The 14,758-nt window shown below is 73.2% G+C and carries 12 protein-coding genes; 8 read left to right on the top strand and 4 right to left on the bottom strand.

Annotation, left to right across the window (positions count from 1 at the left end; all coding sequences use genetic code 11):
* Nucleotides 1-12 precede the first annotated feature (12 nt).
* Nucleotides 13-1,425 (bottom strand): hypothetical protein, encoded by a 1,413-nt coding sequence (locus tag CLV56_RS13775; protein ID WP_039347013.1) that lies wholly within the window; start codon nt 1,423-1,425, stop codon nt 13-15.
* 167 nt (nt 1,426-1,592) lie between these two features.
* Here CLV56_RS13775 and cofD point away from each other — a divergent pair, with 167 nt between their 5' ends.
* Genes cofD through CLV56_RS13760 form a run of 3 tightly spaced genes read left to right on the top strand, consistent with a single transcriptional unit; the run spans nt 1,593 to nt 4,300 of the window.
* Nucleotides 1,593-2,573 (top strand): 2-phospho-L-lactate transferase, encoded by a 981-nt coding sequence (gene cofD, locus CLV56_RS13770; RefSeq protein WP_039347011.1) that lies wholly within the window; start codon nt 1,593-1,595, stop codon nt 2,571-2,573.
* Complete coding sequence (gene cofE / locus CLV56_RS13765) at nt 2,570-3,583, top strand: coenzyme F420-0:L-glutamate ligase (protein WP_039347009.1); 1,014 nt, start codon at nt 2,570-2,572, stop codon at nt 3,581-3,583. The genes cofD and cofE overlap by 4 nt, the downstream gene beginning before the upstream one ends.
* Nucleotides 3,584-3,592: 9 nt before the next feature.
* Nucleotides 3,593-4,300, top strand: coding sequence for a TIGR03089 family protein (locus CLV56_RS13760; RefSeq protein WP_039347008.1), 708 nt, complete (start codon nt 3,593-3,595; stop codon nt 4,298-4,300).
* A 34-nt stretch (nt 4,301-4,334) separates the two neighbouring features.
* On the opposite strand, the gene CLV56_RS13755 is transcribed toward CLV56_RS13760, so the two are convergent.
* The gene (locus CLV56_RS13755) at nt 4,335-5,804 is read right to left on the bottom strand and encodes an LCP family protein (RefSeq protein WP_100414969.1); all 1,470 of its coding nucleotides are present in this window, start codon (nt 5,802-5,804) and stop codon (nt 4,335-4,337) included.
* 171 nt (nt 5,805-5,975) lie between these two features.
* On the opposite strand from CLV56_RS13755, the gene CLV56_RS13750 reads away from it, so the two are divergent.
* From CLV56_RS13750 to xylB, 4 genes are all read left to right on the top strand, one after another.
* On the top strand, nt 5,976-7,148 hold the full coding sequence (locus CLV56_RS13750) for an LCP family protein (RefSeq protein ID WP_039347005.1): 1,173 nt from the start codon (nt 5,976-5,978) through the stop codon (nt 7,146-7,148).
* A gap of 43 nt (nt 7,149-7,191) precedes the next feature.
* A complete protein-coding gene (locus CLV56_RS13745) occupies nt 7,192-8,211 on the top strand; it encodes a LacI family DNA-binding transcriptional regulator (protein WP_039347084.1) in 1,020 nt (339 codons plus the stop codon).
* A gap of 118 nt (nt 8,212-8,329) precedes the next feature.
* Entirely contained in the window at nt 8,330-10,267 is a 1,938-nt protein-coding gene (locus CLV56_RS13740; RefSeq protein WP_039347004.1) for an alpha/beta hydrolase family protein, read from the top strand.
* A gap of 76 nt (nt 10,268-10,343) precedes the next feature.
* The gene (gene xylB, locus CLV56_RS13735; RefSeq protein WP_039347001.1) at nt 10,344-11,720 is read left to right on the top strand and encodes a xylulokinase; all 1,377 of its coding nucleotides are present in this window, start codon (nt 10,344-10,346) and stop codon (nt 11,718-11,720) included.
* 81 nt (nt 11,721-11,801) lie between these two features.
* Here the strand turns inward: xylB and CLV56_RS13730 are convergent, their stop codons facing one another.
* A complete protein-coding gene (locus CLV56_RS13730; protein ID WP_039346998.1) occupies nt 11,802-12,971 on the bottom strand; it encodes an acyl-CoA dehydrogenase family protein in 1,170 nt (389 codons plus the stop codon).
* A 22-nt stretch (nt 12,972-12,993) separates the two neighbouring features.
* Nucleotides 12,994-13,839 (bottom strand): 3-hydroxybutyryl-CoA dehydrogenase, encoded by an 846-nt coding sequence (locus tag CLV56_RS13725; protein ID WP_281254247.1) that lies wholly within the window; start codon nt 13,837-13,839, stop codon nt 12,994-12,996.
* A 141-nt stretch (nt 13,840-13,980) separates the two neighbouring features.
* Here CLV56_RS13725 and CLV56_RS13720 point away from each other — a divergent pair, with 141 nt between their 5' ends.
* Nucleotides 13,981-14,682 carry a TetR/AcrR family transcriptional regulator gene (locus CLV56_RS13720; RefSeq protein WP_039346993.1) on the top strand — a complete coding sequence of 234 codons (702 nt, stop codon included), beginning with the start codon at nt 13,981-13,983 and terminating at the stop codon, nt 14,680-14,682.
* Nucleotides 14,683-14,758 lie beyond the last annotated feature (76 nt).

Here is a 14,758-nt window from a genome sequence, read left to right as displayed (position 1 = left end):
GACGGGCTCCGATCAGCGGTCCGGAGACCACCAGGACGGCGGATCCTGGTCGCTGCCGCGCGTGCCCGGACGCCCGTCGTCGGAGCCCGAGGCCGATTCCTCGGCCGACTGCTCGCGCGGGTTCCACGGGTCGGACGCGGGCGTCGTCGCGTCGGCGCTGCGACCGTACTCGGTCGACCGGCCGTAGTCCGACCCGCGCGCGTCGTCGCTCGACCACGACACGGCCTGGCGGTCGTAGGTCCACTGCCCGTACGCGGTCGGCTGGTGGTCGTCGGCGGCCGAGCGGGCCCACCCGCTCGACTCCGCGCCCGAGCCGTCGTCGGCTGCGCTCGTCGTCGAGGAGGACCAGCCGCCCGACGCCGGATCCGAGCTCTGCTGCCCGTACGCCGCGGGGTCGTACGCCGACTGCTGCCCGTACGCGGACGGGTCGTACGTCGACTGCTCGCCGTAGCCGGACTGCTGCCCGTACGCCGCGGGGTCGTACGCCGGCTGCTGGCCGTAGGCGGACTGCTGCCCGTACGCGGACGGGTCGTACGTCGACTGCTGGCCGTAGGCGGCCGGGTCGTACGTCGACGGCTGGCCGTAGGCGGCCGGGTCGTAGGTCTGCTGACCGTAGGCCGGCTGCTGCCCGTACGCCGACGGGTCGTAGCCCGACTGCTGGTCGTACCCCGACGGCTGTCCGTACGACGGCTGCTGCCCGTACGACGACTCGTACGAGGTCGGTTGGGCGTACTGCGGCTGCTCGGGCGCGTCAGCGGGCCGGGCCGGCGGGTCGAAGGTCACGTCCGCACCGGCCGCGCGCGGCTGCTCCACGGCCTCGGCTGCAGGCTGGGCGGACCACTGGGCGGTCTCCTCGCTCGGAGTCTCCTGGGCCGCCGCCGCGGGCTGCGCCCAGGCCTGCCCGGCCGCGGGGGCCCAGGCTGCCTGGTTCCCGTAGGCGTTCGACCAGTCCGCGGCGGGCTGCCCCTCGGCCTGCGGCGCCGGCTGCCACGCCGCCGGCTGCGCCTCGGTCGACGACCACGCGTTCTGCCGTCCGGCCGGGGCCGGGGCCTCGCGCAGCGCGGCGACCCCGATCAGCAGGGCGATCGCCGTCAGCCCGAGACGCGCCAGCACGCCCAGCACGAAGGTGAACGGGGCGTAGACGCCGGAGGCGAGGCCCACGACGAGGCCGACGAAGCCGAGCAGCGCGCTCACCGACAGCAGGGCCAGCGCGACGATCACGACCGTGCGTGCGTGCCGCCCGGGCTCGCCGACCCGCAGCGCGGTCAGCACGGCGAGTCCGGTGACGAGGATCTCGGCGATCCCGACCCCGCCGTTGTAGCCGCCGTCGACGATCCGCAGGAACGACGCCAGCAGGCTGGCTGCGACGACCGCGAGCAGACCGAACGCCAGCGCGTCGCGGTGCTTGTGGATGAATTCGGTCACGGACCCTCCTCGGGCGTGCGACACGACACCGGTCGCGTCCGACACGAGTTCACGGGGGTGGCGGGGGTCGCCGACACCCGTGCGGACTCGCCCACACTACGCATCGTGTGGTTCCTGCCAACCCCCGGTGCACACCACGGCACCCGAGGGGGTCCGACAATGGAGCCATGAGGATCACCGTGCTGTCCGGAGGGATCGGAGGCGCGACGTTCACCCAGGGCCTGCTGGGATGCGTCGACGACGAGACCGAGATCACCGTCATCGGCAACACCGCCGACGACATCTGGCTCCACGGACTGAAGGTCTGTCCCGACCTCGACACGCTGATGTACACCCTCGGCGGGGGCATCGACCCCGAGCGCCGGTGGGGCCGCGCGGAGGAGACCTGGGCCGTGAAGGACGAGCTCGCGGCGTACGGGGCGGAGCCCACGTGGTTCGGGCTCGGCGACCGCGACGTGGCGACCCACCTGGTGCGGACGCAGATGCTGTCGGCCGGCTACTCGCTGACCGACGTGACCCGCGCCCTCTGCGTGCGCTGGCAGCCCGGCGTCCGGCTGCTCCCGATGAGCGACGACCGGGTCGAGTCGCACGTGGTGGTCGACGACGAGGAGTCGCCGTCGGGCCGGCGCGCGATCCACTTCCAGGAGTACTGGGTCCGGCTGCGCGCGAGCGTGCCCGCCCGCGACGTCGTGATGGTCGGGATCGAGTCCGCCCGGCCCGCCGCCGGCGTGGTCGAGGCGATCGCGGAGGCCGACGTGGTCGTCCTCCCCCCGTCGAACCCGGTGGTCTCGATCGGGCCGATCGTCGCCGTCCCCGGGATCGGTGAGGCGTTGCGGACGACGACGGCTCCGGTCGTCGGTGTCTCACCGATCATCGGCGGCGGCGCTGTCCGTGGGATGGCCGACCAGCTGCTGGACGGCCTCGGCGTCGAGGTCAGCGCCGGCGGGGTCGGGACGCGGTACGGCGCGCGGGCGACCGGCGGTCTGCTCGACGGCTGGCTGGTCGACACGTCCGACGCCGACCAGCTCGACGTGCTCGAGGACGCCGGTCTTCGGACCCGCGCGGTCCCGCTCTACATGTCCGACGAGGAGACGACCGCCCAGCTCGTGCGCGACACCCTCGCGCTCGCGGAGGAGGCGCGCGCGTGAGGTTCGAGGTCCTCGGCGTCGACGGCGTCGGCGAGGTCCGGGCCGGCGACGACCTGGTCGACCTCCTGCTGGCGACCGGAGTCGAGCTGCGCGACGGTGACGTCGTCGCGGTGACGAGCAAGGTGGTGAGCAAGGCCCTCGGGCTGGTCTCGCGCGCGGCCCGCGAGTCGCTGGTCGACGCCGAGACCGTCCGGGTGGTCGCTCGGCGCGGGCCGACCCGGATCGTACGGACGCGCGCGGGTCTCACCATGGCGGCCGCCGGGGTGGACGCCAGCAACACCGAACCCGGCACCGCGCTCGTGCTGCCCGACGACCCCGACGCCGAGGCGGCGCGGCTGCGCGACCGCCTCGTCGAGCGCACCGGCCGCGCCCTCGCGGTCGTGGTCACCGACACCGCCGGCCGCGCGTGGAGGCGCGGGCAGACCGACATCGCCATCGGTGCCGCGGGACTCACGGTGCTCGACGACCTCGCCGGCAGCACCGACCCGTACGGCAACGCGCTGCAGGTCACGGCGGCCGCGGTCGCCGACGAGGTCGCGGGCGCCGCCGACCTGGTCGCGGGGAAGACCGGCGGCGTCCCGTTCGTCGTCGTCCGCGGGCTGGACCCCCGCTGGATCGGGTCGGCGACGCGGGCGTACGACCTGGTCCGACCGGACGACGAGGACCTGTTCGGCTGGGGCGCGCGCGACGCGGTGGAGGCGGCGCTGACGGGGGCGGGCGACGGGTTCGGCGCTCCGGAGCCGGACGGGGCCGCCCGCGTGGTCGCGCTGGCCGGCGGCGACGCCGACCTGGTCACGGTGGACGCGGGTGCGCTCGCCCCCGGGAGCGGCGGCGCGGACGACGCGCCGTACGACGCCCGTCGGGTGGTGGTCCGCGTCCGCAGGGCCGACGACCCGAGAGCGTGGGCCGAGGCCGGGCGGGTCGCGGAGCGCCTGCGGATCGCCGCGATCGCACACCGCTGGGCGATCGAGGTCGTCCTGGCCGGCGACGGGCCGCCGCCCGCACCCTAGGGTGGACGCGTGACCATCCCCGTCCTGCTCGCCCGCGCCCTGGCCACCCAGCCGGAGCGGCCGTTCGTCACGTTCTACGACCTCGACTCCGGCGAGCGGATCGAGCTGAGCCTCACGACCACCGCGAACTGGGTCGCGAAGACCGCGAACCTGCTCCAGGACACGCTCGGCAGCGACGACTCCACCGTCGTCCGGATCGACCTGCCGCTGCACTGGCAGACCGCCGTGTGGGTGCTCGCGACCTGGACGGCCGGCGCCACCGTGACCCTCGACGGCGACGCGGACGTCCACGTGGTCGGACCCGACGGTCTCGACGCCGCCGGCGGGGCCGACGAGGTCGTCGCCCTCTCGCTGCGCCCGATGGCGGCTCGCTTCGTGACCCCGCTGCCGCCCGGCGTGATGGACTACAACGCCGAGGTGGGCGCCCACGGCGACCGCTTCACGCCGTACTACCCGCCGGCCGGGTACGCCCGGGCCGTCCGCCGTGACGACGGCGACCGGTCCCATGCGGAGCTCACCGCGAGCGCCGAGGGGGCGTTCGATTCCGGGGAGCGCCTCCTGATCGTGGGCGAGGACGCGGCCCCGCTGCTCGAGGCCCTGCCCGCCGCGCTCGCGGCGGACGGCTCGCTCGTGCTCGTCCGCTGCGTCGACGCGGAGCCCGACCCGGAGCGGATCGAGGCGCTGCGTACGACCGAACGCGTGACCCGGACGCTCTGACCGGCACGCGCGGCGTCAGCAGGAGGCACCGGCGTCAGCAGGAGGCACCGAGGTCGTCGGCGGCGTTGACCCGGTCCTCGCGGGTGGTCTCCTCGCTGGTCTCCTCGGACGTTCCCGCATCGCTCGCGCCGGCGCCGCCCTTCTTCGCCTTCTTCTCCGCCTCGGCGGTCGCGGCGTCGGCCTCGGCGGCGCCGTTCTCGGACCGCTCGATCGCCGTCTCGACCATCGAGCGGATCTCGTCGAAGTCGGGATCGCTGGTGTTGACCGCGGGTGGGACGAGCGAGACGACGGAGACGTTCGCATCCCGCGCCCGCAGGGCGAGGTCGACGAACCGGTCGAGGTCGGCCGCCGGGATGTCCGTGCGGAGCATCCGCTTGCTGGAGTCCGCGATCGCGGTCGCCTTGAGCAGCACGGTCTGCGGGTCGAGCTGTTGGAGCATCGCGTTCATCAGGCACTTCTGCCGCGCCATCCGGGAGTAGTCGGAGTTCTCGACCCGGCTGCGGGCGTACCAGAGGGCCTCGCGGCCGTCGAGACGCTGCTTGCCCTTGGGGATGTAGCCCGTGATCGGCGACCCGATGCCGCCGATCGCCACGGGCTCGCGGACCTTGACCTTCACGCCGCCCACCGCGTCGACGAGCTTCGACAGCCCCCGCATGTTGACCATCGCGTAGTACGTCACCGGGAGGCCGGTGATCTCCTCGATCGTCTCGCGGGTGGCCTCGAGCCCTGGCTGCTTGATGCCGTCGAACTCCTCGGCGTTGTCGGCGACCCAGGTGTTGATGCTGTTCAGGTAGCAGCCGTCGCAGTCGAAGCCGTCGGGGAAGTGCTCGTGCATCGGGCTGTCCTCGGGGAACGGGACGTTCGCGAGGTTGCGCGGGAGGCCGACCAGGACCACGTCGCCGGTGTTGGCCTCGACGCTGGCGACCGTCATCGAGTCCGGCCGAAGACCCCAGCGTCCGTCGCCGGAGTCCCCGCCGAGCAGGAGCACGTTGTAGCGTCCCTCGTCGGCCTCGCGGACCACGGTCGAGCCGAACACCGTCGTGATGAAGTCCCGCTGCACCGCCATCAGGTGCGCGGCGACGAAGAGGCTGCCCGCCGTGACGAAGCACAGCGCCGCGCTGATCCCGCTCATCGTCAGCCGGTCGCGGCGCGTGAGCTCGAGCGGTGCGCCGAGGCGCCAGGCGTCCGCGAAGAGCGCGACCCAGCCGAGCGCCAGCACGACCAGGCCGATCCGCAGGACGCCGAGCACCGTGGGCGAGGTGAAGATCCCGAGCACGATCGACCGGTCCAGCCACCACAGCAGCGCGAGCAGCCCCGCCGCGATCCACAGGCCGCCCCAGATGCGCAGCGCGATCCGGCCGACGCGGCGGTGGCCGGCGATCAGCTGGGCGGAGCCGGGGACCAGGAGCGTCATCACCATCAACGACAGCGCCCTGCGGAACCGGACCCTCGACGGGTCCGCCTCGGCTCGGGCGCCGCGCGCTGGGGAGACGACCTCGGTCATGGGCTCCTCGAGGGCCGGGACGGCTATGTCCGCATCGACGGTTTCGTCCGTCAGTATCACCGTCGCCGAGGCGCCCGACGGTGCGACGCGCCGAGCGAGCCGCCGCAGGCGGGCGTACGGGCGGGTCCCGCCTCGGCCCGGGGGTGCCCTCGGTCCGGTACCGTCGGGCGCATGCCCGATCGCCCATCCCGCCCGAACGGCTCCGAGAGCGACTACGGCTGGCTGTACGGTCCGGGTCAGGACGACGCGACCCGGATCTCGGGCCCGGCCGACGACGCCACCCGCGTGCAGCAGCGGCCGGACGCACCCCAGCAGCGCCCGACGCCTCCCCCGGGCACCCCGCCCCCGGGACCGCAGCCGGGCCGCTCGGGCGGATCGGGCTCGGGGCGGCGCCGCGTACGGATCCGGTGGCGCCGGGTGATCCCGATCGTGATCGCCGCCTGGCTGGTCTTCCTGGTCGCGATCCCGTTCTGGGCGTGGAGCAAGGTCAACCGCGTCGACGCGGATCCCGAGGGCGACCGACCGGGCGAGCAGCCCGGCACGACGTACCTGATGGTCGGGTCGGACAGCCGCGAAGGGCTGACGAAGCAGCAGCGCAAGCAGCTGAAGACCGGCGACGCCGAGGGCCAGCGCACCGACACGATCATGATGCTGCACATCGGGTCCGGCCCCGCGACGCTCATCTCGATCCCGCGCGACTCGCTCGTCCCGGTGCCGGGATACGGCACGACGAAGATCAACGCCGCCTACGCGTACGGCGGGCCGAAGCTGCTCGTCCAGACCATCGAGGACGCGACCGGGGTGCGGATCGACGACTACGTCGAGATCGGGTTCGCCGGCTTCGTCAACCTCGTCGACGCGGTCGGCGGGGTGGAGATCTGCCCGAAGCAGGCGATCGACGACCCGGACGCCGGCCTCGACATCGAGAAGGGGTGCCAGGACGTCGACGGTGCCACGGCCCTCGGGTACGCCCGCTCCCGGCACAGCTACGACTCCCAGGATCTCCAGCGGGTGCAGGCGCAGCGCGAGGTGATCGGCGCGATCGCCGACGAGATCAAGTCGCCGATGACGGTGCTCAACCCGGTCCGCTACTTCCAGGTGCTCGACGGCGCGGCGACGTCGGTGACCGTGAGCGATGACATGGGGCTGTTCTCGGCGGTCCGCTTCGCCTGGAACCTCGCCGCCACCTTCGGCGGCTCCGGGCTGAGCTGCACGGTCCCGATCGCCGACACCGCCGTGCACTGGGACAGCGACCGGGCCGAGCGGATGTTCGGCCTGATCGCCGAGGACCGGACCGACGAGATCGGCAAGAAGCTCTGCACGGACGACGGCCTGCCGCGGTAGCGGACGGTTGCCGCCGGTCGTCGCGGTGTGTGTGAATGTCCGCGTGAAGCCGCCGACGATCTACGACGTCGCCGCCCGTGCCGGCGTCGCGGCCTCCACGGTGTCGCGGGCACTGCACGTGCCGGGGCGGATCAGCGAGGCGACCCGGGCGAAGGTCCTCGCCGCGGCCGACGAGCTCGGCTACGCCCCCGCGCCGAGCGCACGCCGTCCACGCGCCCGGCACGCGACGGTCGCCATGGTGCTGTCCGACATCACGAACCCGCGCTTCTTCGAGACCATCCGCGGGGCCGAGCAGCGCGCTCGCGCCGCGAGCACGACCCTGGTCCTCGTGAACGCCGAGGAGTCGGCGCAGGTCGAGCACGAGCAGATCGATGCGCTCGCCCGCACCGTCGACGGCTTCGTGCTCGCTGCGAGCCGGCTCACCGATGACCGGCTCCGGGCGGTGGCGGCGCTGCGTCCGACCGTCCTGCTGGATCGTCAGCTCCCGGGACTCGACAGCGTCACGCTCGACACCCGCTCCGGCTGCCGTCGGATCCTCGAGCACCTCGCGGCGTTGGGGCACGCGTCGTTCACCTACTGCGCCGGACCGGTGGGGTCGTGGATGGGCGCGAAGCGGTGGGCGGCGCTGCGGGAGGGTGCCGAGACGTACGGCCTGCTCGCGCGGCGCGTCGGCCCGTACACGCCGACCGTCGCGAGCGGGCGCGACGCGGCCGACACCGCCCTGGAGTCGCCCACGACCGCGATCGTGGCGCACAACGACCTGCTCGCGATCGGGGTGATGCAGCGGCTGGCCGCGCGCGGCGTGCGGGTCCCGGCCGACGTGAGCGTGATCGGGTTCGACGACGTCTTCGCGGCGGCGCTCGTCGGCCCGTCGCTGACGACGCTCGGCGGTCCCGGGGCGGAGGCGGGACGGCTCGCGGTGGATCTGCTGCTCGACCGCCTCGGCGGCGCGCCCGGTCGCGGAGGCGACGCGGGCCAGGTCCGGGTCCTCCCGACGCAGCTGGTCCAGAGGCAGTCCACCGGAGCCGCGGCCCCGCTGGCAACCGCCGTGGCAACCGATTGACGCCGGACGGCGGGCGTGGTGAGAGTGGACCGTCCATGTGACGGACGTCACGTACCGCCAGGCGGACCTCAGCGCCCTGGCGGGGTGGTGCCCAACTGCTCTCGAGAGAAGGCCGACGATGCCCACACCCACTCGACGCGACGTCCTCCGGGGCGCCGCCGCCACCGCTCTCGGCGCCGCAGTCGCCCGGGCCGCCCTGGACCCCAGTGCCGCCGCAGCGCACCCGCGCGACCACCGGCACCGGCCGCGCCCGACGCCGCTCGGCCCGGCCCAGTCACTCGACGGGCGCCCGCTGCCGACGCTCGACGACAGCCGCCCGAACCGGCTCCCGGACGAGATGGTCGGCTACTGGGAGAAGTCGTTCGACGTCGGCGGCGCCGTGCGTACGGCCAAGGTCTACATCGCGCCCGGGACACCGATCCGCTCGTACTACACGGTCGTCGCGGTCCCCGACGGCGTGGAGACCGGCGAGTTCCTGGTCGCCAGCGGGTGGCGCGACGTCGCCGACGAGCGCAGCGAGGGCCTCGTCGTGCTCGAGCCCGGCGACGGCGGCTGGAAGGCCGCCGCGGACGAGTCCGCCTACGTCGAGGCCGCCATCGGCTTCTACCAGTCGAACGGCTACTTCTCGATCTTCGGGGAGCACTACCTGGTCGGGTACGGCGCGGGCGCGGCGCCCCTGGAGACCTGGGCCGTCGCCAACCCGCTCAAGGTGATCAGCCAGGTCTACCTGGACTCCGACGGGGTGGCCGCCGGCGTGCTCTCCGAGATCGGGCCGCGCACGTTCGACGGGACCACCGCACCGGGCTACACCACCGTCGACTTCCCCGACGGCTTCGACCTGATCCGGCACGACGAGGTGCTGGTGCCGACCTGGCACGTCCACCCCGACCGCAGCGCGAAGGCGACGATCGCGTACTGGCTCGGCGCGAACGACACCGACCGGCACGCACGACGCGACCGCGTCCTCGGCTGGACGTACCACCAGCGTCGCCGGTCCGAGCGCTGGATGACGTCGTACTCGGGGCCGATCTCGCAGGTCTCGGTCCAGCCGCGGGCGATGCGCCACGCCGACCGGAGCACGACCCGCCAGGTCGTCGCGTTCCTGACGTTCTACACGCGCTACGAGAACTTCTTCGCCTACGGCAACCAGGTCCTCCAGCGCGCCGACTACGCCGACCTCGGGATCGAGGTCCGCACGATCGAGGTGGCCGGCACGCTGCGGGAGTACCTCGTCTACGTCCCCGACTCCGCCCGGCGCCGGCACGGCCGCGAGGACGCCCCGGTCGTGTTCGTCTGGCCCGGCAACACCCAGACCGACCGGGTGTTCATCGACTCGTCGGCGTGGTGGCAGGTCGCGCGGGACGAGGGCTTCGTGCTCGTCGTCGTCTGCGAGGACTACAGCTCGGCGATCTCGGTGACCCACCGCGACTCGAACGCGTTCTTCCTCGAGCTGCGCGACGTCGTCGCGCGCGACTACGACGTCGACCCGACCCGGTTCTACAGCACCGGGCAGTCGCTCGGGAGCCTGGTCTCGCAGACGTTCGCCATCGCCAAGCCCGAGTACTTCGCCGCGGTCGCGTCCACGTCCTTCACCACCGCCCCGAACTCCGCGGGCGAGATCCAGATGGACGGCGAGACCTACCCGGCGGCGAACCAGCCGATCCCGAACTACCAGATCTACGGGTACGGCGACCTCGGCTTCCTCGAGGGCACCCTGTGGGACGACATCGACAACCGGCTCGACAGCTGGGCCGCGTACCACCTCGGGGTCAACGGCCTGACGCTCGACGACGTCGACGACCTCGACGGCGAGCGCCACGGTTTCGAGGACCGCTTCCAGACCTGGACGTGGTACGCGCCCGGGACGTCGGTGCCGGCGGTGAAGGTCACGCGCAACCTCTACCGCTCGCACAACAACATCCCCGAGGAGTCTCCGATGCTCTGGGACTTCCTCAAGCACTACCGCAGCGTCGTGGGTCGGGACGGCACGGTGACGCGGTACTACAGCCCGTCGGCGTTCCGACGGCGCCGGGACGCCGTCGAGATCGAGGCGTGAGTCTCTCCCGGCCGCAGCGGGAGGGTTGCGGCCGGGAGGCTTCCCACGAGGTCGCGGGAACGGCGATGCTGGTCGCATGACTCTCGTCGCCGGCGTGGACTCCTCGACCCAGTCCTGCAAGGTCGTCGTGTGCGACCCGGACGACGGCACGGTCGTCCGCGAGCGGGCCGTCCCCCACCCGGGTGGGACCGAGGTCGACCCCGCGGCCTGGTGGAGCGCGCTGACCGACGCGTCGGAAGGGCTGCTCGACGGGGTCGCCGCGCTCTCGGTCGCGGGCCAGCAGCACGGCCTCGTCCTGGTCGACGACGCCGACCAGGTCGTACGGCCGGCGCTGCTGTGGAACGACACCCGCTCGGCCGGCGACGCCGCGGCTCTCATCGAGGAGGCAGGCGGTCCGCAGGCGTGGGCCGACGCGGTCGGGACCGTTCCGGTCGCCAGCATCACGGCCACCAAGCTGCGCTGGGTCGCCCGCCACGAGCCGGAGCTCGCCGACCGTGCCGCCCGCGTGATGCTCCCCCACGACTGGCTGACCTGGCGGCTGACCGGCCAGGGCGAAGTCGTCACCGACCGCGGCGACGCGTCGGGGACCGGGTACTGGTCGCCGGCCACCGGGGCGTACCGCGATGACCTGCTCGAGCGCGCGTACGGCCGGGTGCTCGACCTGCCCCGCGTCCTCGCCCCGGGCGAGCCGGCCGGGCGCACCGCGGACGGGATCCTCGTCGGCGCCGGGACCGGCGACAACATGGCCGCCGCGCTCGGGCTCCAGGTCGAGCCCGGGGACGTGGTGGTCTCGCTCGGGACCAGCGGGACGGTCTTCACCGTCGCGGAGGCGCCGAGCGCGGATCCGGCCGGGACGATCGCCGGGTTCGCCGACGCGACCGGCCGCTACCTCCCGCTGGTGTGCACCCTCAACGCCGCCCGGGTGCTCGACGCGACCGCTCGGATGCTCGGGACGGACGTGGACGAGCTGAGCGACCTGGCGCTCAAGGCGCCACCGGGCGCGGACGGGCTCGTGATGCTGCCGTACCTCGACGGCGAGCGGACCCCGAACCTGCCCGACGCCACCGGCTCGCTCGACGGTCTGACCCGCGACAACGCGACGCCGGCCCACCTCGCCCGCGCCGCGGTCGAGGGGATGCTGTGCGGACTGGCCGACGGCCTCGACGCGCTGCGTGCCGACGGGTGCGCCGCCGACCGGGTGCTGCTGGTCGGTGGCGCAGCCCGGTCACCGGCCGTACGGGCGATCGCGCCGACGGTGTTCGGGACGGACGTGTGGGTGCCTCCGACCGCGGAGTACGTCGCGCTCGGCGCCGCCCGCCAGGCCGCGTGGGCGCTGACCGGCACGCTGCCGACGTGGCCCCGCGCCGACGAGCGGTGCGTGCCGGCGGACGCCTCCGGTGACGCGGTCCGCCGCGCGTACGCCACCGTGCGCGCGTCCCGCCACGGCGTGTGACCCACCCCGACCGCGATTCGTCGAGTTGCGGCGCGATCACAGCCGCGATCTTGCGCCGCAACTCGACGAATCGGGGTCGGATCAGAGCTGGGACTGGATCCCGCCGAGCAGCTGGCGGGCCATGACGATCCGCTGCACCTGGTTGGTGCCCTCGTAGATCTGGGTGATCTTCGCGTCGCGCATCATCCGCTCGACCGGGTAGTCGCGGGTGAAGCCGTAGCCGCCGAGCAGCTGGACGGCGTCGGTGGTCACCTGCATCGCGGTGTCGGACGCGAACGCCTTCGCGGCCGCGCCGAAGAACGTCAGGTCGGCGTCACCACGCTCGCTGCGTCCGGCGGCGGCGTACGTGATCTGCCGGGCGGCCTCCACCTTCATGCCCATGTCGGCGATCATGAACTGGAGACCCTGGAAGTCCGCGATCGACTTCCCGAACTGCTTACGCTCCTGCACGTAGCCGAGCGCGTAGTCGAGGGCGCCCTGCGCGACGCCGACCGCCTGGGCAGCGATCGTGACGCGGGTGTGGTCCAGGGTGCGCATCGCGGTCGCGAAGCCGGTGCCCTCGGCGCCGATCATCCGGTCCGCCGGGATCCGCACGTCGTCGAGGTAGACCTCACGGGTCGGCGAGCCCTTGATCCCGAGCTTCTTCTCCGGAGCGCCGAACGAGACCCCCTCGTCGGACTTCTCCACCACGAACGCGCTGATGCCCTTCGAGCGCTTCTCGGGGTCGGTCACGGCCATCACGGTGTAGAAGTCGGACTCGCCGGCGTTGGTGATCCAGCGCTTCACGCCGTTGAGCACCCAGCCGTCGCCGTCGCGGACCGCGCGGGTCTTCATCCCGGCGGCATCGCTCCCGGCGTCCGGCTCCGACAGGCAGTACGAGAACATCGCGGTGCCCGCGGCGAGCGGGGTCAGGTACGTCTTCTTCAGATCCTCGCTGCCCGACAGGATCACCGGGAGGCTGCCCAGCTTGTTGACCGCCGGGATCAGCGAGGACGACACGCAGGCGCGAGCGACCTCCTCGATCACGAGCACGGTCGCGAGCGCGTCCGCACCCGCGCCGCCGTACTCCTCACCGACGTGCGGTGCGTGGAAGTCCGAGGCGACCAGGGCGTCGTACGCCTCCTGGGGGAAGCGCGCCTCCTCGTCCACCTCGGCGGCGTAGGGAGCGACCTTGGCGTCGCAGACCGCGCGGACGGCCTCACGGATCGCCTGGTGCTCCTCGGACAGCGCGAACATCGGCTGGTCGGTCATCGTCGTGTCGTTCCTTCGTGGTTCAGGCGTAGGTGTAGAAGCCGCGGCCGGTCTTGCGGCCGAGCAGGCCGGCGTCGACCATCCGGGCCAGCAGCGGCGGCGGCGCGTACAGGGGCTCCTTGAACTCCTCGTACAGCGACTCGGCCACCGCCTTGGTGGTGTCGAGACCGATCAGGTCGGCGAGCGCCAGCGGGCCCTGCGGGTGGGCGGCGCCGCGCACGAGCCCCTCGTCGATGTCCTCGGCGGTGGCGAAGCCCGACTCGAGCATCCGGATGGCCGACAGCACGAACGGGATCAGCAGCGCGTTGACGACGAACCCGGCACGGTCCTGGCTGTCGATCGCGTGCTTGCCGAGGTCCTCGTGCACGAACGCACGGGCGAGCTCGGTCGTCTCGGTCGCGGTCAGCAGACTCGGCACGAGCTCGACCAGGGAGAGGACCGGCACCGGGTTGAAGAAGTGGATCCCCATCACGTGCGTCGGGCGCTCGGTGACGGTCGCGAGCTTCATGATCGGGATGGACGACGTGTTCGACGCCAGGATCGCGTCCGGGGACGTGACGATCCGGTCGAGCGCACGGAACAGCTCGGTCTTCGCGGCCTCGTCCTCGACGATCGCCTCGACGACCAGCTCACGGTCCGCCAGCGCCTCCAGGTCGGTGCCGACCGTGATCCGCTCGAGCACCTCCTCCGCGCTCGCGATCTTGCCGCGGTCGGCGGCGCGGGACAGCGACTTCTCCAAGCGGGCCCGGCCGGCCTTCGCAGCGGCGTCGCCGGACTCGACGACCAGCACGTCCTTGCCCGCCCGGGCCGCCACCTCGGCGATGCCGGCGCCCATCAGGCCGCAGCCGACCACTCCCACTCGCTCGATCGCTGTCATACGTCCGCCCTTCGGGTCTCGGGTGAGGGACTCGCGGGTCTCGGTGCCGACCCGCGGGTCTCGGTGTGGACTCGCCAGGACCGACGGTACTCAGTCCCGCCGTAACGGTACCAGGGTCCGTACACTGACCCCATGCCGACCACTGCCTCCGTCCACGACCGGCTGCGCGCCGCCGCGTTCGACCTCTTCGACGAGCAGGGGTACGACGCGACCACGGTCGACGCGATCGCCGCACGCGCGGGTGTCGGCCGGACCACCTTCTTCCGCGCGTTCGCGTCGAAGGAGGACGTGATCTTCCCCGACCACGCGAGCGTCCTCGCCGAGATCGAGGCACGGCTGCGCGCGGCCAGCGACGGCGCGTCGTTCCTCGCGGTGACCGAGGCCGCCCGGCTGCCCCTGCGGCGCTACCTGGACGAGGGTGAGTTGGCACGCCGCCGCTACCGGCTGACGAGCACGGTCCCGGCCCTGCGGGCCCGCGAGATCGCGACCACCGCGCAGTACCGCCGCACGTTCCGCCGCTTCATCGACACCTGGATCGGCGACGACCCGCTGGCGCCGCTGCGCGCGGAGCTGATGGCCGATGCCGTGGTCACCGCGCACAACCACGTGCTGCGCACCTGGCTCCAGGGCACCGGCGACGACCGCAGCGCGGAGACCGCCTTCGACGTCGCGATGGCCGAGGTCCGCCGGATCTTCCTCGACTCCGCCGTCGCGGGCAGCGACGGCGACGGGACGACGGTGGTCGTGATGCGCTCCGGCGCATCGCTGACGTCGGTCCTGCCGCGCCTCCAGGCGGCCCTCGACGGACCAGAGACGGCGCGCAGGCGGACGTAGCGCGATGGCCCGCCGCCGGACCGGTGACCGGCGAGCGGCGGCTCAGGTCCCACCCGTTAGCGTGGCGGTCGACGAA

The organism is Mumia flava (assembly GCF_002797495.1).
Classification (GTDB): domain Bacteria; phylum Actinomycetota; class Actinomycetes; order Propionibacteriales; family Nocardioidaceae; genus Mumia; species Mumia flava.
Note: the sequence above shows the minus strand (reverse complement) of the source record. Positions and strands in the feature narration are given on the sequence as shown.